This is a genomic window from Pseudochrobactrum sp. sp1633, from assembly GCF_030376605.1.
Lineage (GTDB): Bacteria > Pseudomonadota > Alphaproteobacteria > Rhizobiales > Rhizobiaceae > Pseudochrobactrum.
The window spans coordinates 21,773-43,177 of sequence record NZ_JARRAE010000011.1 but is presented as its reverse complement, the minus strand read 5'-3'; the positions used below and the strand labels follow the sequence as shown (position 1 = coordinate 43,177).

Genomic DNA, 21,405 nt, shown 5'->3' with positions numbered 1-21,405 from the left:
GAGGAGTGAGCAGATGAAGCAGCAGCTGACACCACCGGAAATCGGGCCACGTTTGCAGGCCTTACGTAAAGAGCGCAAGCTAACACTGGCAGACCTTTCCGTTATGGCAGGCGTGTCACGTTCCATTCTTTCCGAGATTGAGCGCGGCAATGCCAATCCGACCTATGGCACATTATGGCATCTGACGCAGGCGCTTGGCGTTAATCTGGATTGTCTGATGGGCGGCGTGACCAATGAGCGGACAGATCAGATTCATCTTTTGCCCGGCAACCTGACGCCGACGATCCGCAGTCCGGACGGTACCTGTACTTTGCAGATTCTGGCGCCGGCCAGCATGATTGCACTGATCGAATGGTATCTCCTGAACTTTGATCTCAATGGCAAGCTGGAGAGTGAGGCGCATAGTCCGGGAACGATGGAGCATCTGCATTGTCTTGAGGGTGAAATCCACGTTTCCAACACCGCTTCACAAACTGTGGTCAGAGCGGGTGAAACAGCCCGCTATTCGGCAGAGGTGCCGCATTGTCTGACCAGTATCGGCAGCCAGCCTGCCAAGGCCTTTCTGGTCGTTGCTTTTGCCGGTGTGAATGGCGGCTTTGGCAGCACCTTACGACCCAAATAACAAAATGCGGAACAACCGCAGAATAATTTGAATGAATATGAGTGAGGAACAAAAGATTATGCGGGTAGGGATTATTGGCGCCGGATCAATCGCGTTTGGTATGGCAGCATTTCTGGAACAGGCTGGCCACACAGCTATTCTCTGGTCACCATCGGGTGAGCGCACGAAGGCGCTGGCCGCAGGCGAGGCATTGACTGCCTCCGGTGCTGTGACCGGCACATTCCGGCCGCAGGTGGCAGCGGATGCGCGCGCACTGGCAGAAGGTTCTGATGTGCTTGTGGTAGCTTTGCCTGCTTATGGACACAAGGCGGTGCTGGATGCTGTGGCACCACATATCCGTGCGGATCAGAGCGTTATCATCAGCTCCCATGCCTCCTTTGGTGCGCTTTATCTGTCCCGCCTTTTGGCTACGCGTGATATCAGCGTGCCGGTTATTGCCTGGGGCACAACGGTTGTTTCAGGCCGTCAGCTGAGCCAGACGGAAGTGAATGTGAATACTGTACGCAAGCGTATTGATCTTGCGACAGTGCCGGAATCTCGTAGCGCAGAAGGGCTTGCCCTCTGCCAGACATTGTTCGGAGATCGTTTTGTCGATCGCGGCAGCTTGCTGGCCATTGCTTTGTCCAATCTCAATCCGCAAAACCACATGGGCATTGCACTGGGCAATATGACCCGTATGGAACGTGGTGAAAGCTGGAGCCAGGGGCAGAATGTAACGCCGAATGTCGGACGTCTTCTGGAAGATCTGGATCAGGAGCGCATCAATGTTGCTACAGCTCTGGGACTAAACGTCCGAACGATTTTCGAGCATTTCCACCTTTCATTCCACATTCCTGTCAGCTCGATTTCGCAGATGAATCAGGAAATGCATGCCGCAGGCAATGGCGGCTCTGGCCCGACCACAGCGGACAGCCGCTACGTTACGGAGGATGTGCCGTTCGGTCTGGTGATGACTGCCAGACTGGCACGTCTTGCAGGTAAACCTGCTGAGCTGCATGAAGCAGGCGTTAAAATTTTCTCGGCAATGTACGGACGGGATTTTACCGCTGAAAACGACCTTTTAAACGCATTGGATATGGATGCACTTTCCTTGTCTGATCTGACCGGACTTTGCAAACATGGCTATGCAACCGGTCAATAATTGATCTGCTATACATCTGCCCTGCATCGGAAAATACTGATAAAATGCAGGGCAGATGCCGGTATAATTGTGAGAGAGCTTCAAGCATGACACATAATTTTCTTCGACATCTCCGTTCCGAGCTGGATGGCCTGAAAACATCCGGCCTGTATAAGACCGAGCGTATTATTACCTCCAAACAGGCCGGTGAAATCGAAGTGGCCTCGGGAGATCGCGTTCTTAATTTTTGTGCCAATAATTATCTCGGACTGGCGGATAATGAAGAACTGACAGAATCTGCCAAGCAGGCACTCGACCGCTATGGCTATGGCATGGCTTCGGTGCGTTTTATCTGCGGGACGCAGGAAGAGCACAAACAGCTGGAAGACCGGATTTCCTCATTCCTTGGCATGGAAGATACCATCCTTTACTCTTCCTGTTTTGATGCGAATGGCGGGCTTTTTGAAACGCTGTTCGGTGAAGAAGACGCAATTATTTCAGATGCACTGAACCATGCCTCGATTATTGACGGCATTCGCCTGTCGAAGGCAAAACGGTTCCGTTATGCCAATAATGATATGGTTGCGCTTGAAGAAGAGCTGAAGAAGGCGGAGGGCTCCCGCTTTAAGCTGATCGCCACAGACGGCGTGTTCTCGATGGACGGGATTATTGCCAATCTGCAGGGCGTTTGTGATCTCGCGGACAAATATAATGCGATGGTCATGGTTGATGACAGCCATGCAGTCGGCTTTGTCGGTAAAAACGGCCGCGGTTCCGCTGAATATTGCGGCGTTGAAGGGCGGGTTGATATTATCACCGGCACACTCGGCAAGGCTCTTGGCGGTGCATCCGGCGGCTATACATCTGCCAAGGCTGAAACTGTGGAATGGCTGCGTCAGCGCTCACGGCCTTATCTGTTTTCCAACACGCTTGCGCCGGTTATTGCTGCGGCATCACTGAAAGTTTTTGACCTGATCGAAAACGGTGCGGAACTGCGCGCCCGCCTCGCTGCGAATGCAGAGCTCTTCCGCCGCGAAATGACAAAGCTCGGTTTTACACTTGCCGGAGATGGCCATCCGATCATTCCGGTGATGCTGGGCGATGCGGCACTGGCACAGGAAATGGCCGCCCGAATGCTTGAAAAAGGCGTCTATGTAACCGGCTTTTCGTTCCCTGTGGTGCCGAAAGGTCAGGCGCGTATCCGTACACAAATGTCGGCAGCCCATTCGGAGCAGGATGTTCGCAAAGCCATTGCGGTCTTTGAACAAACCGGCCGTGAATTAGGCATTATCTGAGGGAACTCCAATGACGAATATGATGAAAGCCCTGGTTAAAGCAAAGGCAGAACCGGGTCTGTGGATGGAGCGCGTCCCTGTTCCTGAGATCGGCCCGAATGACGTGCTGATCAAGGTCAAAAAATCCGCAATCTGCGGCACGGATGTGCATATCTGGAACTGGGATCAGTGGGCGCAAAACACAGTTCCGGTGCCGATGGTTGTCGGCCATGAATTTATGGGCGAGATCGCAGAGATCGGCTCCGCAGTGACCAAGTATAAAGTCGGTGAGCGCGTCTCGGGCGAAGGGCATATTGTATGCGGCAAGTGCCGTAACTGTCGCGCGGGGCGTGGTCATCTGTGCCGCAATACGCTGGGTGTTGGCGTGCATCGATCCGGTTCTTTCGGAGAGTTCATCTGCTTGCCGGAATATAATGTGGTGGCGATTCCCGAGGAAGTGCCGGACGAGATCGCCGCTATTTTCGATCCTTTCGGCAATGCTGTGCACACGGCTTTGTCCTTCGATCTGATTGGTGAGGATGTGCTGGTTACCGGTGCAGGACCGATCGGCATCATGGGGGCAATGGTTGCCAAACGTGCGGGTGCGCGCAAGGTTGTCATCACTGATATTAATCCGGTGCGCCTGGATCTCGCCAAAAAAGTCGGCATTGACTATGTGGTGGATGCCTCAAGAGAAAATCTTGATGATGTGATGAAATCCATCGGCATGACGGAAGGCTTTGATGTCGGGCTGGAAATGTCCGGTGCTGCACCTGCGTTCCGCGATATGATCGACAAGATGAATAATGGCGGCAAGATTGCTATTCTCGGTATTGCTCCTGCCGGTTTTGAAATCGACTGGAATAAGGTCATTTTCAAAATGCTCAATCTGAAAGGCATTTACGGGCGTGAGATGTTTGAGACCTGGTACAAGATGATCGCCTTTGTGCAGGGCGGGCTTGATCTGTCTCCGGTTATTACGCACCGCATCAAGATTGATGAATTCCGCGACGGTTTCGAGGCCATGCGCTCCGGCAATTCCGGCAAAGTCGTCATGGACTGGTAAGTTCAGTTATTTATGACCGCGCCGGGACTGTGGGTTTTGCAAGGCTCGACAATACTCGGTGCGGACATAAATCCGGAGCATTTATCATCTGGAAACAAACCGTAACTCTCCAAATAAATTATTGATTATAAAATACTCGCAACATTCAAGTATTTGACTTGTAATGTTTATATTGCTCTCATACAGCTATGAGCACTGATAATTTAAAGTATTTTTATGCACAGCGCATCCAGAAAGGATGACACTTGCTCTTCCCTGTACCGGCCGGAAGCTATTGCTGCACAACGTGATGCATGGTTAGGCCAGCCAAAATTATTGCAACCGATTTCTATCGTTGTAGCAACAATCATGGGCGTGCTTGTCATTGCTTTGATAGTCAGCTTTCTAACCTTTGGTCACTACACAAGACGCGTGCGCGTTCATGGGACAGTTGTGCCAAGCGCAGGCGTAATGCATGTTTTCACACCGCAAACCGGTCGCATTATAAGCGGTATAACATCCGCGCATGACCGTGTTCAGCTTGGTGACCCGCTATTTACAATCAGCACAGATACGACAACGGGATTAGGCGAGACAGAGCTTGTTATCAAAGATCAGCTATTGAGCCGTATTGCCGAGCTTGAGAATGCAATTACACAACGTGCTCAACTGGATCGTGTCGACAAACAAGGACTGCACAATCAGGATAGCGCTATCCAAAATGAGATCGAGCGGGTTAAAGCCCAGATTGCACAGACACAGGAATATATTTCCATCCTGCAACCGCGTGCTGATAAATACCGCAAGCTGATCACACAGGGCATTGCAGTCGAACGCACGTTCGAGACCACGCAACAAAGCTATATGCAGATCCGTCAGGAACTTGAAAGCCAGCGCCGGCAGCATGTTCAGCTCAGTGGCCGATTATCTGAAATTCGGACAAAACTGGCAGGTTTTGACGCGTCTGCCGCAATCACATTGGGCGAATTGCGGCAGCGCATTGCAACGCTGAAAGAACAGCTGGCTCAGGGGGAGGCCAGACGGTCTATTGTCATCACGGCACCAGTGAACGGAACAATAGCCGCACTTCTGACCCATCAAGGGCAGGTCGTTGCAGCAGGCACCCCGCTTGTCTCTGTTCTGCCTGAAGGCGAAAAAATGGAAATCCACCTCTTAGCACAGAGTAGCGCTATTGGATTTATCCGCGAAGGCATCTCCGTTCTGTTGCGCTATACCGCATTTCCTTATCAAAAATTCGGGCAATATGGCGGGACAGTCACCAAAGTATCCCGCGTGACCTTACGCCAAAATGAAACTGATATTGACGCGCTCGCTGCGCAGCCAAAACAGGCAGTAGCTCTGTACCGCATTACGGTTATACCGGATCAGCCTAATGTATTAGCTTATGGAAAAGCTGAAGCCTTGCGTGCCGGTATGAGTGTTGAGGCTGATCTTTTGCTGGAAACAAGGCCGGTTTATCAATGGATACTGGAGCCGCTCTATAGCTTGCGTGGCCGCACGACCGGACAATCACCGGACACACCGTCATGAGTACGGAACTAAATCTCTCCCTTTCTTTGCGCAAGCGTATGCCGGTTATATTACAGACAGAAGTGGCCGAATGCGGGCTGGCATGTCTGGCAATGGTGGCCGGTTATTATGGTCACAATATTGATCTTGGAGCCTTACGGCGACGGTTCTCAGCCTCGATGAAAGGCCTGTCACTTCTTGATCTGTCACGTTTTGCTACGGGTCTTTTCTTGGCAACAAGACCAGCTCGTGTTGAGATCGAAGAACTGTCCAAACTTCACATGCCCTGTATCCTGCACTGGAAATTTATCCATTATGTTGTCTTGGAGCGGATCACATCAAAAGGGGCCTATATTCATGATCCGGCACATGGCCGGCGTTGGGTTCCGCTTAAAGAGCTGTCTGAAAGCTTTTCCGGTATCGCGCTGGAGCTTTGGCCAGCCGAAGGATTTGAACGAAAAACCGAAAAAGAACGTATTCGTCTCAGCGATCTGTTTCGACGTATCGATGGTTTGAAGCGGGCTTTAGTGCAGATTTTTCTTCTGTCTCTGTGCCTTGAGGTCATTGCGCTGCTTTCTCCGATTGGTTCTCAGATCATTTTTGATGAAGTGATTGTTGCAGCGGATCATGATCTTCTCACACTGGTGGCAATCGGTATGGGTATCCTTGTTATCTTACAGGTAATTTTTGGTTTGTCCCGCGCTTGGGCAACCCTGATTATGGGAACAAATCTCAGCCTGCAATGGACGACGGCTTTGTTTGACCACATGTTACGCCTGCCGCTTTCCTATTTTGAAAAACGCCATGTTGGCGATGTGGTGTCGCGGTTCGGGTCATTGGGACATATTCAATCCGCACTCACAACAGATATTATTGGTGCCGTTCTGGATGGTATTATGACCATCGGCGCACTGATTATGATGATTTTCTATGGTGGTTGGCTGGCACTCGTAGCCTTTGGAACACTTACAATTCACTTGCTCATTCGTGTTGCTGCATACCGGCCATACCGTGCAGCCAATGAAGCAGCCATTATTCAACGTGCCAAGGAAAGTTCCCACTTCATAGAAACAATCCGTGGGGTTGCCAGCATCAAGACCCTTGATCTGCATGAGCGGCGCAGAGGCACATGGCTCAATCTGCTCGTGAATGCCATCAATGCCAATTTGCAGATACAAAAGCTGGATTTTGTTTTTGGTACGGTCGGGACATTTCTCGCAGCCGCTGATGGTATTATTATGCTTGTCATAGGAACCCGCTTTGTCATGAATGGCTCAATGACCATTGGTATGCTGATCGCATTTATAGCCTATAAAGATCAGTTTGTTGGTCGTGTCGGAGCTTTGATCGGTCTGGCTATCAACCTGAAAATGCTGAGCCTACATACCGAGCGTATTGCAGATATTGCTTTGGCAACACCGGAAGACACGCCAGCAAACGGACTATATCCAACAGTTCAATCTCAACCGGAACAATCAGCGTTGTTGAGCGTTCAAAATGTTCATTTCAGCTACGGAGAAGGTTTGCCCAAAGTGCTTGAGGCCGTCAGCTTTGATGTTGCAGCCGGAGAATGCCTTGCTATTACCGGCGCTTCAGGATGCGGAAAAACTACATTGCTGAAAATCATGGCCGGATTGATAACGCCGAGCGAAGGTAAAATTCTCGTCGGTGATGTTGATATCAATCAGCTCGGAACCGTGAATTATCGCCGGAGCATTGCGACAGTTTTGCAGGACGATCAACTCTTTGCAGGAACGATCAGCGAAAACATCGCCTGTTTTGATTCAAATGCGGATCAGGCATGGATAGAGCGATGTGCCGAGCTGGTTGCCATGCATGATGAAATCATGGGGATGCCTATGCGCTTTGACTCACTTGTTGGAGACATGGGCAGCACTCTGTCAGGCGGACAAAAACAGCGTCTCTTTTTAGCCCGCGCCCTCTACAGGCGACCGTCTATACTGTTTTTAGATGAAGCAACAAGCGCACTGGATGAAACCAATGAACAACACATCAACCAAGCTGTTGCAAAGTTAAAGATCAGCCGCATTATTGTTGCCCACAGACCATCAACCATTGCTCAGGCTTCTCGCATCATTAAGCTCGGTTAAAATGAAAAAAGGCAGTGTGAAACAGATCTGATAGCATTCATCCAGTAATACTATCATTATTTATCAGGGCATAGGCAGATATATTTCAGGGCAACAACATAAGCTAATATTATCCCCCAATTTATAGGAATAAAAAACAGCTTATATGAGTGTTATTCTGCTCGTCTTAACGGGAGAAAACCTATGCGTATTTTATCAATGGAAGAAATGAGCCTTGTCGTCGGTAGTGGTCGATTAGATTCAGCCGATCATGACGGAACAAACAGTAATTCCAACTCATCAAGCGGTAGTTCTAACTCCCCTAGCGGGAACAGAGGCAGTGGAAATAGCGGGTGGGGTAAAGATATTGGGGCAACTTTAGGATCATTGGCCGGTGGTGTTTTGGGTGGCCTTTCTCCAGTGGCTGGAGGTGCAGGAGTTGGCTCAATAATGGGAGGGCTAGCTGGACGTGCTTTAGGGAATAGTATTGATAACAACATCAACTCCGGTGTCTCGCCAGATTACGGCTCCTACAATGCTATGGGGGATTACACAAATGGAAATAGTAACCAAGGGGATGGTGATAGTGGTGGTCGTGGCCCAAAGTAAATAAAATATTAATTTTATGGTGTAAATCAATGAGTAAATACATAGATTTCATTCCATGGGTAATTATAAATCCATTAATTATTTTATTATTTCCGTACAAATTAATGAACATTGATAGGGAGTATTCATTTATTGTGATTATTTTCTCCCCAATAATAGTTGGATTTCTATGGTTTTTATTTAGACGTTATGTGTTTACATATAAAATTTAAAAAATACCAACCAATATCACCTTGTTATTGACTGACTTGTCGTGGCTCTGCGCATTTAATCGCGCTGTAGGAGCCGTTACAAATTAGAAGCTTCATCCGTGATCTTCACCCAAACACCAACTCGCCTGCCGTTCCTGCTCTGCGCAGCACTTATTCCGTTCACCCCATTAATAGGAATAAGAAGCGATTTACATTGGTGTTATCCTTCTCAATTTAACGAGAGGAAAAACCTATGCGTATTTTATCAATGGAAGAAATGAGCCTCATTGTAGGTGGTGGCGCACTTGATGCCCGGGATGATGGAGCAGGTGGCACAAGGGGTGGAACAGGTTCATCAAAAGGGGCCGTGATCGTGGAAAGGGTGCAGGAATGGGGGCAAATGACGGATATAGTTTTGATAAACAGGTTGAGGCCTCGAAGTCGCCGGGAAACAATCCTGGTTTTAAAGATTCACTTATTGGAAAAGTAGGTCAAGCTCTTGCCAATGCCTTCGCTTGTGGTGGCAGTCCAGATTATGGGTCATATAATGCAATGGGCGATTATACAGGGGACAGCAGTAGCAGGGGGATGGCGATAGTGGCGGGCGTGGTTCTCGCTAACAGTAAATGATAGCTCTGCAAACGAACCTTTGAGCAATTACGACGTGAGAGGTTACGCTTGGAAATGTTCTGGTATGTTTTTGGAATAATACTAACTGCCGGTGCAGAAGAGCTCATGAAAGCTTTTATAGTTTTGTTGTTTTTCGAAACGATATTTAAAATACCGTCACTTTTCCTGTTTGCTATTGCAGAGTCGATGTACTTTTTTAATGCCGTTTATGAGCATAATATTGAATTAGGTCTTAATTCTGAAATGGCAATTTTAGCGACTATATTTTTATTGACTGGTTCTAAATCGTTTCATATTATGACTTCAATAATTTATTTAAAAGTAAAATTTAAGTGGTGGTCAATATTTTTTATGACGTTAATTCACTCAACAATTAATTTTTATGTAGATAATCTGCCAGCGCTAAATGTTATTCTATACAATATTGGAGCTTGGTTTATTTCAGCGATTTCTGGAATTTTTATTTATTTGTATTTTCTGGTCGATAGACAGATGTCAAAAAATTACAAAACAACTGCCGACTAAGGCACTTGCACTAAGTTTATAAACACTGTCGAGCCCCCAAGCTCCAGCAAGCGCGCCGTAGAAGGTGCGACATTCACAAGCTCCACCCATGCTGAACTATAAATGTGTCTGCTGTTACGGTGCTTCTCCTGATTACGCAAAAGATAACGCAATGGGGAATTGTGCTGGTCGTATTAGAGAGAATTTCGCGCGGAAACTGAACTTTTCACCACATTCAAATCTATAAACTCAATACAAATTAGATCCAATTTATTGGAATAAGAAACTATTTATATAGGTGTTATCCTTCACGAATTAACGGGAGGGAAAATTTATGCGCATTTTATCAATGGAAGAAATGAGCCTTGTTGTTGGCGGTGGTCGACTTGATTCAGCTGATTATGACGGATTAAGAGGCGGATGGGGCAAAGATGATAATAGTAGCACACATGGCCCGTCCTCTAGGGGAAGAGGGACAGCAGAGCATGATAGACATCGAGCACAAGAATCCTATTTGGGAACTGATGTGTACGGGGCGAATGCAGTTGGTCTAAATCCTGACGTTGGATGGGGGGCAGCTATAGGCGCGTTAGGAGGAGCCCTCGGAGGGGTGGCAGGGGTAACGTGGGGTGGACTGGTTGGCGCGTTAGGAGGTGCCAGAGGTGGTTTTTCTTCCCCGTCGCCCAGTAATAATAGTGGCCGAGAGCAGGGAGGTGGGGATAGTGATGGACGGGGTTCACGATAATTAAAAATCAGTCCGCCTCTTAATGTTTTTAAGTGAAAATTGAGCGAAATTGATATTCATAACAAGGAGATAACTGATGAGTTATACGCAGATTATAGCTGGGTTTTGGTTATCTCCTGCTGGATTTATTGGTTTAGTATACTTAATTGGGAATGATCGTTTCGGCATGAATATTGATCTATATCTTTATTTAAAGTCAGCAATTTGGGCAGTTATTCCAATATCACTACCACTTTCATTAATAGCGATTTATAAGAATAGAAAAAATAAGAATTAATAAGAATTAATAAATTACAAATCCAACCGTACTCGCACGGGCTGTGATCAGCCGTAACATGCCAAGTCTCCAGCAGCTAAAACTCACACACCCTCTAACTGCTACAGCAGGCGGTAGGATGGTTGACTAAGCACTCTGCTATTTCCAACTCTCTTTTGGGAGCTGAAGACATCGTGCCAATCGGTGGAAGCGATTGAATTGTTGTATTTAGAAATGAAATTGTCGATGAGGGAGTTCTTTTCTCGGCATGCTTCAACTGAAAGCAATGTTCTAAGGGGTGTACATGAGGGAATTCACATATAAAAATGCAGCTTTTTTTGTGGTCTTTATTGCCGTCGTCATGCTTCTGACTTGGCAAGATGGACCAGTCATCGCCTTGGTAAAAGCATCTGCATCAATTCTTTTTCTCTCGGCGACAACATTCCGCAATCAGCCATCGCTCGCATTATTAAAAAGCAACTCAAAATATTATTATTGTATTTTAAATTCATTTTTTGAAAGTATATTGCTATCTAGTTGGATGATGATTTTTATGTTTAATTATTCAATTGGCGCTAAATCAATGATAATGATGACATCAGTAATTATTGTTATATATTTTATATTTAGCACTATAGTATTTTTTATATTTAAATTTTTACATAAAAATAAAATTGTAAATAATGGGAATAGTCAATTTTGACGCAATAACACAGCATGAACATGCTTTCGGAGTAGGTTAATTTAAAAATTTATGCAGCGATTTTTATTGATTAGCGAAGGTTCGTAGAAAATTTCTTCGAGATATCACAGAGGCAGTCGTCACAGTAGGAAATCAGCGTAACCCTTAGCTTTCATATTCATCGTGCCGCCTGTTCCAGATATATGCTTCGCTCTGTGGCCAGCCCTCCGGTGAATCCTCCCACAACTCCTGACGGCCATAAGGTGTCAGATCCAGATAGGTCCAAAAACTGCCGAGATATTCAATACCGCGTCCGCCGTTAAAATAGGTGCGATAGATATTCTCACCATCACGCAGGAAAACGCTGATACCATGCACCTCCTGCATTTTGTCCGGTGTGTCCGGATCGCTCCGCGTAGCTCCCATATCCTGATTGAAATCGCTATATTGTGAGGAATACCAGTTCGGATACTGCCAACCCATGCGCTTTTGATAGTTTTGCAGTTTTTCCAACGGTGCACGCGATATCAAAACAAGCGAGGTATCCCGTGCATTGAGATGCGCGGGATGGGTCATCGCATCCACAACCCATGAGCACCCGTCGCAGCCCGCCTTCCATTCAGGTGCGAACATAAAGTGATAAACGATCAGCTGCCGCCGCCCCGCGAAAAGATCTGACAGGCTGACTTCGCCTGCCGGTCCGGCAAACTTGTATGCCTTGTCAATCTTGACCATCGGCAGGCGTCGCCGCTGTGCATTCAGCTGATCGCGCGCACGGGTAAAAGCTTTTTCTCTGTTGATCTGTTCTTCAAGCGCGGATTGCCACGCATTCATTGAAACAATTTCAGGCAGCATGATCAATCGCTCCTATTATTGTGAGCACCGTTTTAAAATATTCGCCGGTGCTGGCGCAGGACTGAGCCTTCTGTTGTCTGGTCGTGTAGCAGGCCTTGGCAAAGCCTGAGTTCTGCCTGCAGTATGGAACAAAAACATCATACGTCAAATAGCAGTGAAAAAGACGTGGCGCTGCGCAGACTTACCAGTACTACATAGTTTTCCGATACACTCAAACGACCGTTGAGCGGGCTTCATTGGAGGCCAGCAGTTCATCCATTAAAGGTGAATTCGGGTACTTTAAACCACTCAGAATTGAAAAGTGATTTTGCTCTTTTTCTTCAAAGAGCCTTACCTGTGCCAAGCCATCCCACATCATTGCCAGAAGGCGGGATTGGCGAATGAATTCAGGGCGCTCATCTGCTCCGACCCAGCAAGTTACATGCGCTGATGCCAGTGGCCGCAACAGCGCAGGGCTCTCACGCTCAGCTTCCATATCGTCCAGTTGCAGTGCAGTATTCATTTTGGTTTGCTGAAGCAGGCGAAGATCATGCAAACCACTGATCGACATGACATTGGTTATACGTGCCAGAATTTCCGGCGCAATGGGGCTGTCCTGACAGATCATGCGCGTAACCAGATGGCCACCGGCGGAATGGCCAACCAGCCTGATCGGCCCTTCGACCAAATGCGCAGCCTTGGTGATGGCTTGAGAAATCTCGTGGGTTATTTCCGAAATTCGGGCATTTGGTGCAAGCGTGTAACCGGGCAGGGCAACAGTCCAGCCATTGAGACGCGCGCCTTCAGCCAGATCTGTCCAGTCGGATTTGTTACACTCCATCCAAAAGCCGCCATGTACGAAGACAACCAGCCCTTTGCTTTTACCATCCGGAAAGACGAGATCCAGCCGGTTGCGCGAAGCTGTGCCGTAGGCGATATCTTCCTGCATCGGTGTTGCCTGCCGGTAGGCTGCGGCATTGGCAGCCCACAGGGCAGGAAGCTTTTCTGAGCCGGGAATATAAGCTGAATTTGCAAATTCATCGTCCCAGTTACGCTTCATATTTCACCTGTTCTTAAACAACCTGAATAGGAAAATTACGGATCAAAGTTCTGTGCGGACACGCCAAAGCTCAGGGAACAACTCAACCTCCAGCATACGCTTGAGATAACTAATTCCTCCGGTGCCGCCGGTACCACGTTTAAACCCAATCACCCGCTCAACCGTTGTGACATGGTTGAAACGCCAGCGCCGGAAATAGTCTTCAAAATCGACCAGTTTCTCAGCGACTTCATAAGCTTCCCAGTAGCGCGACGGGTCCTGATAGACCTTTGTCCACACTGCGAGCACATCCTGATCCAACTGCCATGCCTGTCGCAGATCACGGTTTAACACTGCCTCAGGCACAGCCAAACCGGTTCGGGCAAGGCGGCGCAGCACTTCATCATAAAGGGAAGGGCGCGCCAGTTCGGCTTCCAGCATTTCCATAATGTCAGGGCAATGTGCATGGGGCTTCAACATTGCCAGATTACGATTGCCAACTGCATATTCAATCAATCTGTATTGCCAGGATTGAAAACCCGAGCTTTGCCCCAGTGCATCGCGGAACTGCGTATATTCTGATGGTGTCATGGTGCGCAGCACATCCCACGCAGAATTGAGCTGTTCAAAAATACGCGACACGCGTGCCAGCATTTTCAAAGCTTCGGCTGTGCGGTCAGCGGCGATCATCTGCCGTGCGGCATTGAGCTCATACAGCGCCAGTTTCATCCATAATTCTGATGTTTGATGCTGAATAATGAACAGCATCTCATCATGCGCCGAAGAAAGCGGATGTTGCGCAGAGAGAATTTTATCAATCTGAAGATAATCGCCATAGGACATGCGCTGGCGAAAATCCATCTGCGCGCCATCTTTTGAAGGATCATACGTCATGTTCTGTTTTTCGCTTCTGCTATGACAAATTATCAACGATCTTATAGGTTTACCGCGATTTTGGCATGTGCAAAATCGCGGTAAAATCATTCCTCAGGTGACTGCGTTCTGCGTTGCAAAACGCGGTTCTTTCCAGCGCTCAGTTACAAGCACATCGCGCAGAATTTCAATCGCATTCCACACATCTTCATAACTGACATAAAGCGGTGTGAAGCCAAAACGCAGCACATCCGGCGCACGAAAATCGCCAACAACCTGATCCGCGATCAAGGCTTGCATCACCTCATAGGCATGCGGATGGGTGAAGCCGACTTGTGAACCGCGTTCATTGTGATTGCGCGGCGTGATGAGCTGCAAGTCAAAGCCTGCACAACGCTCTTCAACCAGCTTGATGAAGAGATCGGTCAGTGCCAGACTTTTCACCCGCAGATTAGCCATATTGACGCCCTGCCAAGCCTCCAGTGCGCCGCTGAGTGTTTGCATGGAGAGGATCGGCTGTGTTCCGCAAAGAAAGCGGGCAATGGCCGGTGCCGCTTCATATTGCTGTTCAAAAGCAAAAGGACGGACATGCCCCCACCAGCCGGAAAGTGGCTGACGTGCTTCTGCCTGATGGCGTTTTGCAACATAAATAAAGGCAGGCGCGCCGGGCCCGCCATTGATGTATTTATAGGTGCAACCAACCGCGAAATCGACATCGCAATCATCGAGCTGAACATCGAGTGCACCGGCGCTGTGGCACAGATCCCAGACAACCAAAGCACCGGCTTCATGAATCCGGCGGGTTAAGGCCTTCATATCATGCAGGCGGCCGCTGCGATAATTGACGTGGTTGAGCAAAACCACGCCAACATCAGGCCCGAGCAGTTCTTCGATCGTGTCACCGTCAACGCCTTCCAGCTTGAGCGTCAAATCCGGCTGACTGGCGACAAAGCCTTCTGCTATGTACAAGTCAGTCGGGAAGCTTGTGCCTTCAGCAACAATCACTTTACGATCAGGGCGCAGGCTTGCAGCAGCACTCAATGCTTTGAAAATATTGATGGATGTACTGTCACAAACCGCAATCTGTCCGGCAGAAGCACCGGTAAGCTCGCCAACTTTATCACCCAAACGCAGTGGAAGCTCAAACCAGCCCGCACTGTTCCAGCTGCGGATCAGGTCTTGTCCCCATTCAACATTGGCAGCGCGGTCAAGCGCAGCGAATGCGGATTTTGGGGCAGGGCCTAATGAGTTGCCGTCCAGATAAATCATATTATCCGGAATAACAAAACGCTCCCGAAAAGCACGCAGACTGTCTTTTGCGTCCAGTGCCCGTACTGTTTCCAGTGTCATATCTTGCGACATAACTGCCTCCGTTTAAGATCAGCGCAACCCAATGCGCCGGATATAGATGACTGTGATAAGACTGAGCACACTGCCGAAAGCCAGATAGATTGCAGGCGCAAGATTGGAGCCGGTGGCATTGATCATCCATGCAATGATGAAGGGTGCGAAACCGCCAAAAATCGTGACCGCAAAACTGTAGCTCATCGACAAGCCCGCACCGCGTGAACGGGTAGGAAAGAGCTCGGACATCAAAGCTGCGAGTGGGCCGGAATAGCCTGTAAGTGCAAATGCAAGCGCACCAAGCAGCAGATGAAAGCCAAATACAGACACATTGCTATCAAGATAAGCAAAGGCCGGAATAATGCCAACGGCGATGATGAGTGAGGATGCAAGCATGGAAGGCGTGCGTCCGATCCGGTCGGAAAGAGCGCCGAAAATCGGGGTCATCAGCAATTGGATGCAGCCCATCAGCAACGTGCCGGTAAAGCCATAGACCGGTTCGAGGTGCAATTGACGCACGGCATAAGACGGCAGAAACAGCAATGTATAGGATGTTACTGTCAGCAGAATAACGAGACCAAAAGACAGGAACAGTTTCTGACGTTCCGCAACAACCGTCTGGCCAAGGCTGCTTGTATCACCCTGTTCAGCCACTGCTGCAAATTCTTCCGATTCATGCATCTGGCGGCGGATATAAATGGCAACCGGCCCGATCAGCAGCCCGAAGATAAACGGTAGTCTCCAGCCCCAACTTTCCAGCTGTTCAGGTGTTAAGCCGCTATTCAGATAAACGCCGAAGCCCGATGCGAGCAGTGTGACCAGACCCTGCGATGCAAATTGCCAGCTGGCATAGAAGCCGCGCTTTTTAGGGTTCAGTTCTGCCAGAAATGCTGTGGCCGAGCCAAACTCACCACCGGCAGAAAAGCCCTGGGCAAGACGCGCCAGCACCACCATGATCGAGCCGAAAACACCGGCCTGTGCATAGGTTGGCGCAATTGCAATGGCGAATGTGCCGAGCATCATCATCCAGATGGAAAGTGACAGCGCTTTTTTGCGCCCCACACGATCAGCATAAGCGCCGATAACGACAGCACCGAGCGGGCGCATGACAAAGGCCACACCGAACGTGGCGAAAGTCAGCATCAGCGAATAGAAGTCATTGACCGCCGGAAAAAACAGCTTGGCAATTGTCGCAGCCAGAAAGCCGTAAACGGCGAGATCGAACCATTCGAGCGCATTGCCGATGGAAATAGCGACAATCATTTTCGCGTTTTTCTTACGCGGTACCGAATGTCCGGCAATTGTGTCGCTTTGTTGTATAACCGCCATGTTTAATTTCCCTCCCTCTTAAACAGGAACAAGCCTTATCCGTTCTTTGCGGTTTCAGCTTTGGTGTTTCACTATCTGCAATGCAAGCCGTGCAATCTCTGCATAGAGAGCGACACCGGCCGGTAAAATCTGATCATTGAAATCGTAATAAGGGTGATGCAGTCCGTGCTCGCCCCCCTGACCAAGCCAGAAATAACAGCCCGGTACTTCCTGCAGCATGAAAGAAAAATCTTCACTCGTCATGGCAGGGCGAAGGCCTGTTTCCGGCGTCGCTACCGCTAAACCCAGATTATGAGCAGCCTGCGCGACTAAGTCCGTCGCGTTTTTCTCGCTGATTGTCGGTGGGTAATATTCTTCAATCCGGACATCAGCTTCAGCTCCCCAGCTTTTGGCTATGCCTTTGATAAGGTCTGGCATTTCGTCTTGAATGATTTTTGCAGCAATGGCATCAAAGAGGCGGATTGTGCCGTCAAATCTGACTTCATCGGGAATAACATTATTGGCCTCGCCACCCGCAAAACGGGTAATGGAGAGCACCGCAGGATTAAAAGGCGGCAAACGACGCGCCATAAATGACTGCATCTGATTGAGAATTTGCACAGCAATATTCAGCTGATCGGTGCAGGCATAAGGCGTTGCACCATGCCCGCCGGTGCCGCGAACGGAAACTTCAATCGTATAGCCGCCCGCCATGATAGGCCCTGTCATTACACCGACAGTATTTGGCGCAAGCTCCGGCCAGTTATGAAGCGAGAAAACGTGCTGCATCGGAAAGCGCTGGAACAAGCCGTCTTCCATCATGCGTTTTGCGCCTGCACCGCCTTCTTCTGCGGGCTGGAAGATAAAGCGCACAGTGCCGTCAAAGTCGCGGTTTTCGCTTAAATAAGCGGCAAGCCCGAGCAGGATTGTCATGTGACCATCATGGCCGCAGGCATGCTTTACACCTTGGTGTCTGGAGCGATGAGGAAAATCGTTCGGCTCAGTAATAGGCAGTGCATCAAGCTCGGTGCGGAAACCAATAATGGTGCCGGTCTCATTTTGTGCTGTGGCTGTACCGCGTAAAGTGGCAACAATTCCTGTGCCGCCAATGCCCGCTTCAAAAGGAATATTGAGCGTGTTTAATGCATCTGCGATGAAGGCAGCTGTTTGCTTTTCTTCGTAACGTAGTTCAGGATATTGATGCAAATGATGCCGGATCGCCTCAAGCGATTGGTTGCTGATGGTGAGGCGCTCAAACGGCGCAAACTGGCCTGAATTCTGCATTGAAAAGTCTCCCGTCAAATTACTTACCTTTGTTAAGTAATTTTGGCAAGAGGGTGGTTTTGCTTGTCACGCAGTGTATGTTCCGACATGGCGGAGAAGGCGAAAGAGTTCTTGTTTTTCGGCTTCACTTAAGCCTGTCATCAGCTTGCGGTCTTTTTCATTGGCAAGAGCTTTCAGCTGCTCGGCTTTTTCCAAACCGCTCGGCGTAATCTGATAATGGGTAATACGCTTGTCATGCGCCGGACGGCTTTGAATGATGTAGCCTTTTTTGCGCAGTGAATTCACATGCCGTTGGGTGGCTGGCAGCTCAACACCGACAGCGGCCGTGATCTCTTGCAATGAGTGGTTTGGATTATAAGCGATAATCATGAGCGTGGTGAGTTCGGCACGGGTGAAATCATTGGCTGCCAAAACCGGCAGTACCTGACGATCTGAAGCACGCGCGGCAATGCGCAGTAAATATCCAAGAATTTCAGGCAGCTCGCCTAAATCCATGTCAGTGGTTGTTTTCTCTTGTCGTGTCATAGACATTTTCTTTTAAAATCAGTGACGGCATTATGCGATGCGCATGTTGAGCATGGAGAATCGACACCACCTGCAACGGGCAAGATGACGGTAGCTGATTAAGCTATCTCGTGCAAAAGTGCGATAAAGGTCATCTACCTCGATTGCCTGCTCATAAAATAAAGACAAGTTCAGTATAAGTATGATCGATTGCATCATTTAATCTTGGCAGCGTTGACTGAACGGGTGCAGATCTTTTACGCAGTGAACAGCCCCACAGATCAGGCTTATTCAGAACATCCAGCTCAAGAAAGAAGAAACCGCGCAGCATAAGATAACGTGCAAGCGGACCAAGGGCATCATAAATCAAGGTCCGGTCTTTCACCAGAATGACTCTGGTACTACGAAGGCCGCCTCTTTTCTTGGGCTGTAAAATAACGGGATGCCGCTCGCCGTTCATTTCGATCATGAGAACCAAACAGCCAAGATCAATATGGTCGCTGAGTATCTGGGTCGTATCTTCAGAAAGACCTTCTGACAACTGAGGGTCATATGCCCGTATCACCGCCCCTTTTGAGGGGCGCCAAACTGCGGTTGGCAGAGGCACAACGAGTGTAGCAATTGCAGATGTTGAAAATCCCAAATGCGTATTGATTTTTCTCATTGAGAATGAGGCTGTCACATCGACATAATCAACATGAGACGTGGATATTATACGCCTTAAAAATACGGCAGCCATCCATTGATAGTCCCGCTTGATATAAAACGCTGCCAGATTGATCGCTTCCACAGGCTCTTGTTCATAGATCGAGCGAACCAATGGGATTGCGAGGCAAATGCCGATGTCACCCTCTTTATTGAAGGCGATATAGCCAATTGTAGAGCGGCCCAGTGTTTCTGCATGACTGAATATATCAAGAAGATTTGCTCTCCATGTTGCCTCTGATAGCTTGTGAAAACCTTCATTCAGCAATCTGGCGGCGCAATCCAGCTGATCAATGGTTAAAGGGCGCAGCTTCATGGTTCAATCTTCGAAAAAAACAGGGTGAAATGGTGATATCAAATCAAACAATGAGCGCTGAGCTTTTACGCGTATTGAGGTAATTCTCAAGCGATTGAAGGCTGTCTATATGATTGATATCAAAGTCTTCATCAGCCAAGTCGATATTAAAATCTGCTTCTAATTGCGTCAAAATCTGAACCGCAGCAAGAGAATCCAGCATCCCCGAAGAGAATAATTTCTGGTCTTCTTCAACATGATGAATGTTATAACTCGCAAGCACGCCTGCAATGTACTCTTTAATGTTTTTCACTTCTGAAGACAGCATTTCAATTTCCATATTTTGCTAAATGCGAATTACATTTGTTCAATGAGTTGTTTTCGATCAATTTTCCCATTGATGTTTACTGGCAGCTCATCCCGGATGTGAATATTTTCCGGAACCATATAGCGCGGTAAATTTTCCAGCAGAGCCGTTTTAATCACGGTTTCCTTCAGCGGACTTGTGCAGAAAGCAACCAGTGCTTGCGCAGAACCCTCGATAATAGGCCAGGCAATAACCGCGACCATTTCGCTCTGTGCCGCGTGTCTGAGATGCGCTTCAACTTCTTCAAGCTCAATGCGGTTACCTTTGAGTTTGATCTGGTTATCTGTGCGACCAAGATGGTGATAAATTCCGTTTTCATCACGCATTCCTAAATCACCGGTCAGATACCAACGCTGACCCTCAATCTCGCGAAAGCGGTCTGTTTGATTGGTATTGGCATAATTGAAATAACAGTCCGCAAGTTGCGGGCCACAAAGGGCAATTTCGCCAACCTGCCCGTTTGGCAGCGGGCGTTGCTGAGCGTCAAAGACAGCAACTTGCATTGACGTATAAGGGGTGCCGATGGCGATAATATCACGGCCAGGCGTTGTCACCGGAGTAGCGCCCACCCTATGGCGCAGGCAAATAACAGTCCCCTCAGTCGGCCCGTAAATATTATCAATAGTGCCGTTAGGGGCAGCTTTTGACCATGCTTCAACAGTTGCAACCGGCAGTGGTTCACCACAGAAAATAGAAGATCGAAGTGTCGGCAAGCTGTCTGGCTTGAGAGAGCCGCTCTTGCGCATCATCGCTGCCAGCGTGGGCACAGACATCCATACGGTAATGGAACGCTCACGGATAAAACGGCTTGGCGCCAGCATTTCCAGTGATGAAAGAATATGCAGTGACGCACCCGCATCAGCGCATAAAAAGAGATTATGGACGCTTAAATCGAACGTCACATCGCATGTTTCTGCAAGCCTGTCCTGAGTGGTCAGCTGCGTCCACGGTTTAGCTTGCTCAATATAACTTTTAAGAGCACCAGCCGAAATCATCACGCCTTTTGGCATGCCCGTCGTGCCCGAGGTAAAGATAATATAGGCCAGATCTTTCGCTGTAACGAATGCCGGTGCCCTAAGAGTATCTGCTGTAATACCGGAAAATTCGGAGATCTTTTGTGCATGGCGGGCAGGGGTAATATTTTTATTGGCTGGCACAATGACAATATCCGGAGCGACATTTAAAACCGCTGGCGTGAGCAGAGTAAGCCCTTGCTTGTCAACGATAAGAGCGTCCAGATGCAGCGCTTCGAGTAATTGCACTATTCTCTGTTCTGTCCACTTCAGATTGAGCGGAACATAGGTGGCGCCTGCATAACCGGCGGCCAGAATGCCTGCATAAGCTTCCGGACTTTTGGTGCCAAGAATGCCTACTTTTTTGAGCTTGTTACCTTGGGATATGAAGCTGGCCAGATTGGTGATCATGGCGCGCATTTCACCATAAGTTATGTCTGCCGACCTGTTTGAATAAAATAAATTTTTACTACTTTTATCGCAAGTCTCAATAAAGTTGAGAGATATATTATAATTTTCAGGCACTATCACATCTCTTTTA

21 protein-coding genes are annotated in these 21,405 nt (G+C 48.4%); 11 read left to right on the top strand and 10 right to left on the bottom strand.

Annotated features, from left to right (window positions below; all coding sequences use genetic code 11):
• Positions 1-13 precede the first annotated feature (13 nt).
• The 11 genes from P8H26_RS13030 (at position 14) to P8H26_RS12980 (ending at position 11,319) form a co-directional block, all read left to right on the top strand.
• Entirely contained in the window at positions 14-622 is a 609-nt protein-coding gene (locus tag P8H26_RS13030) for a helix-turn-helix domain-containing protein (protein ID WP_289633489.1), read from the top strand.
• A gap of 58 nt (positions 623-680) precedes the next feature.
• Entirely contained in the window at positions 681-1,763 is a 1,083-nt protein-coding gene (locus tag P8H26_RS13025; protein ID WP_289633570.1) for an NAD/NADP octopine/nopaline dehydrogenase family protein, read from the top strand.
• 86 nt (positions 1,764-1,849) lie between these two features.
• Positions 1,850-3,037: a glycine C-acetyltransferase gene (locus P8H26_RS13020; RefSeq protein ID WP_289633488.1), complete on the top strand. Its 1,188-nt coding sequence runs from the start codon at positions 1,850-1,852 to the stop codon at positions 3,035-3,037.
• Positions 3,038-3,047: 10 nt separating this feature from the next.
• Positions 3,048-4,082, top strand: a complete 1,035-nt coding sequence (gene tdh, locus P8H26_RS13015; RefSeq protein ID WP_289633487.1) for an L-threonine 3-dehydrogenase — start codon at positions 3,048-3,050, stop codon at positions 4,080-4,082.
• 216 nt (positions 4,083-4,298) lie between these two features.
• Positions 4,299-5,612, top strand: coding sequence for an HlyD family secretion protein (locus P8H26_RS13010; protein ID WP_289633486.1), 1,314 nt, complete (start codon positions 4,299-4,301; stop codon positions 5,610-5,612).
• Complete coding sequence (locus P8H26_RS13005; RefSeq protein WP_289633485.1) at positions 5,609-7,702, top strand: peptidase domain-containing ABC transporter; 2,094 nt, start codon at positions 5,609-5,611, stop codon at positions 7,700-7,702. The genes P8H26_RS13010 and P8H26_RS13005 overlap by 4 nt, the downstream gene beginning before the upstream one ends.
• Positions 7,703-7,885: 183 nt before the next feature.
• Complete coding sequence (locus P8H26_RS13000) at positions 7,886-8,290, top strand: hypothetical protein (RefSeq protein WP_289633483.1); 405 nt, start codon at positions 7,886-7,888, stop codon at positions 8,288-8,290.
• A gap of 581 nt (positions 8,291-8,871) precedes the next feature.
• Positions 8,872-9,111: a hypothetical protein gene (locus tag P8H26_RS12995; RefSeq protein ID WP_289633481.1), complete on the top strand. Its 240-nt coding sequence runs from the start codon at positions 8,872-8,874 to the stop codon at positions 9,109-9,111.
• A 48-nt stretch (positions 9,112-9,159) separates the two neighbouring features.
• Complete coding sequence (locus P8H26_RS12990; protein ID WP_289633480.1) at positions 9,160-9,636, top strand: hypothetical protein; 477 nt, start codon at positions 9,160-9,162, stop codon at positions 9,634-9,636.
• A gap of 800 nt (positions 9,637-10,436) precedes the next feature.
• Positions 10,437-10,637, top strand: coding sequence for a hypothetical protein (locus tag P8H26_RS12985; protein ID WP_289633479.1), 201 nt, complete (start codon positions 10,437-10,439; stop codon positions 10,635-10,637).
• A 283-nt stretch (positions 10,638-10,920) separates the two neighbouring features.
• On the top strand, positions 10,921-11,319 hold the full coding sequence (locus P8H26_RS12980; protein WP_289633478.1) for a hypothetical protein: 399 nt from the start codon (positions 10,921-10,923) through the stop codon (positions 11,317-11,319).
• 144 nt (positions 11,320-11,463) lie between these two features.
• Here P8H26_RS12980 and P8H26_RS12975 read toward each other — a convergent pair whose 3' ends face one another.
• From P8H26_RS12975 to P8H26_RS12930, 10 genes are all read right to left on the bottom strand, one after another.
• Complete coding sequence (locus P8H26_RS12975; protein WP_289633477.1) at positions 11,464-12,153, bottom strand: DUF899 domain-containing protein; 690 nt, start codon at positions 12,151-12,153, stop codon at positions 11,464-11,466.
• 211 nt (positions 12,154-12,364) lie between these two features.
• Positions 12,365-13,192, bottom strand: coding sequence for an alpha/beta hydrolase (locus P8H26_RS12970; RefSeq protein ID WP_289633476.1), 828 nt, complete (start codon positions 13,190-13,192; stop codon positions 12,365-12,367).
• 42 nt (positions 13,193-13,234) lie between these two features.
• Positions 13,235-14,065 (bottom strand): tryptophan 2,3-dioxygenase, encoded by an 831-nt coding sequence (gene kynA, locus P8H26_RS12965; RefSeq protein WP_289633474.1) that lies wholly within the window; start codon positions 14,063-14,065, stop codon positions 13,235-13,237.
• Positions 14,066-14,158: 93 nt separating this feature from the next.
• On the bottom strand, positions 14,159-15,406 hold the full coding sequence (gene kynU / locus P8H26_RS12960) for a kynureninase (RefSeq protein ID WP_289633473.1): 1,248 nt from the start codon (positions 15,404-15,406) through the stop codon (positions 14,159-14,161).
• Positions 15,407-15,424: 18 nt separating this feature from the next.
• Positions 15,425-16,717: an MFS transporter gene (locus P8H26_RS12955; protein WP_289633472.1), complete on the bottom strand. Its 1,293-nt coding sequence runs from the start codon at positions 16,715-16,717 to the stop codon at positions 15,425-15,427.
• A 54-nt stretch (positions 16,718-16,771) separates the two neighbouring features.
• The gene (locus P8H26_RS12950; RefSeq protein WP_289633471.1) at positions 16,772-17,980 is read right to left on the bottom strand and encodes an amidohydrolase; all 1,209 of its coding nucleotides are present in this window, start codon (positions 17,978-17,980) and stop codon (positions 16,772-16,774) included.
• A 66-nt stretch (positions 17,981-18,046) separates the two neighbouring features.
• Positions 18,047-18,505, bottom strand: coding sequence for a MarR family winged helix-turn-helix transcriptional regulator (locus P8H26_RS12945; RefSeq protein WP_289633470.1), 459 nt, complete (start codon positions 18,503-18,505; stop codon positions 18,047-18,049).
• A 151-nt stretch (positions 18,506-18,656) separates the two neighbouring features.
• The gene (locus P8H26_RS12940) at positions 18,657-19,505 is read right to left on the bottom strand and encodes a hypothetical protein (RefSeq protein ID WP_289633469.1); all 849 of its coding nucleotides are present in this window, start codon (positions 19,503-19,505) and stop codon (positions 18,657-18,659) included.
• A 43-nt stretch (positions 19,506-19,548) separates the two neighbouring features.
• Entirely contained in the window at positions 19,549-19,812 is a 264-nt protein-coding gene (locus P8H26_RS12935; RefSeq protein WP_289633468.1) for an acyl carrier protein, read from the bottom strand.
• Positions 19,813-19,841: 29 nt separating this feature from the next.
• Positions 19,842-21,389, bottom strand: a complete 1,548-nt coding sequence (locus P8H26_RS12930; protein ID WP_289633467.1) for an AMP-binding protein — start codon at positions 21,387-21,389, stop codon at positions 19,842-19,844.
• Between the last annotated feature and the right edge of the window lie 16 nt (positions 21,390-21,405).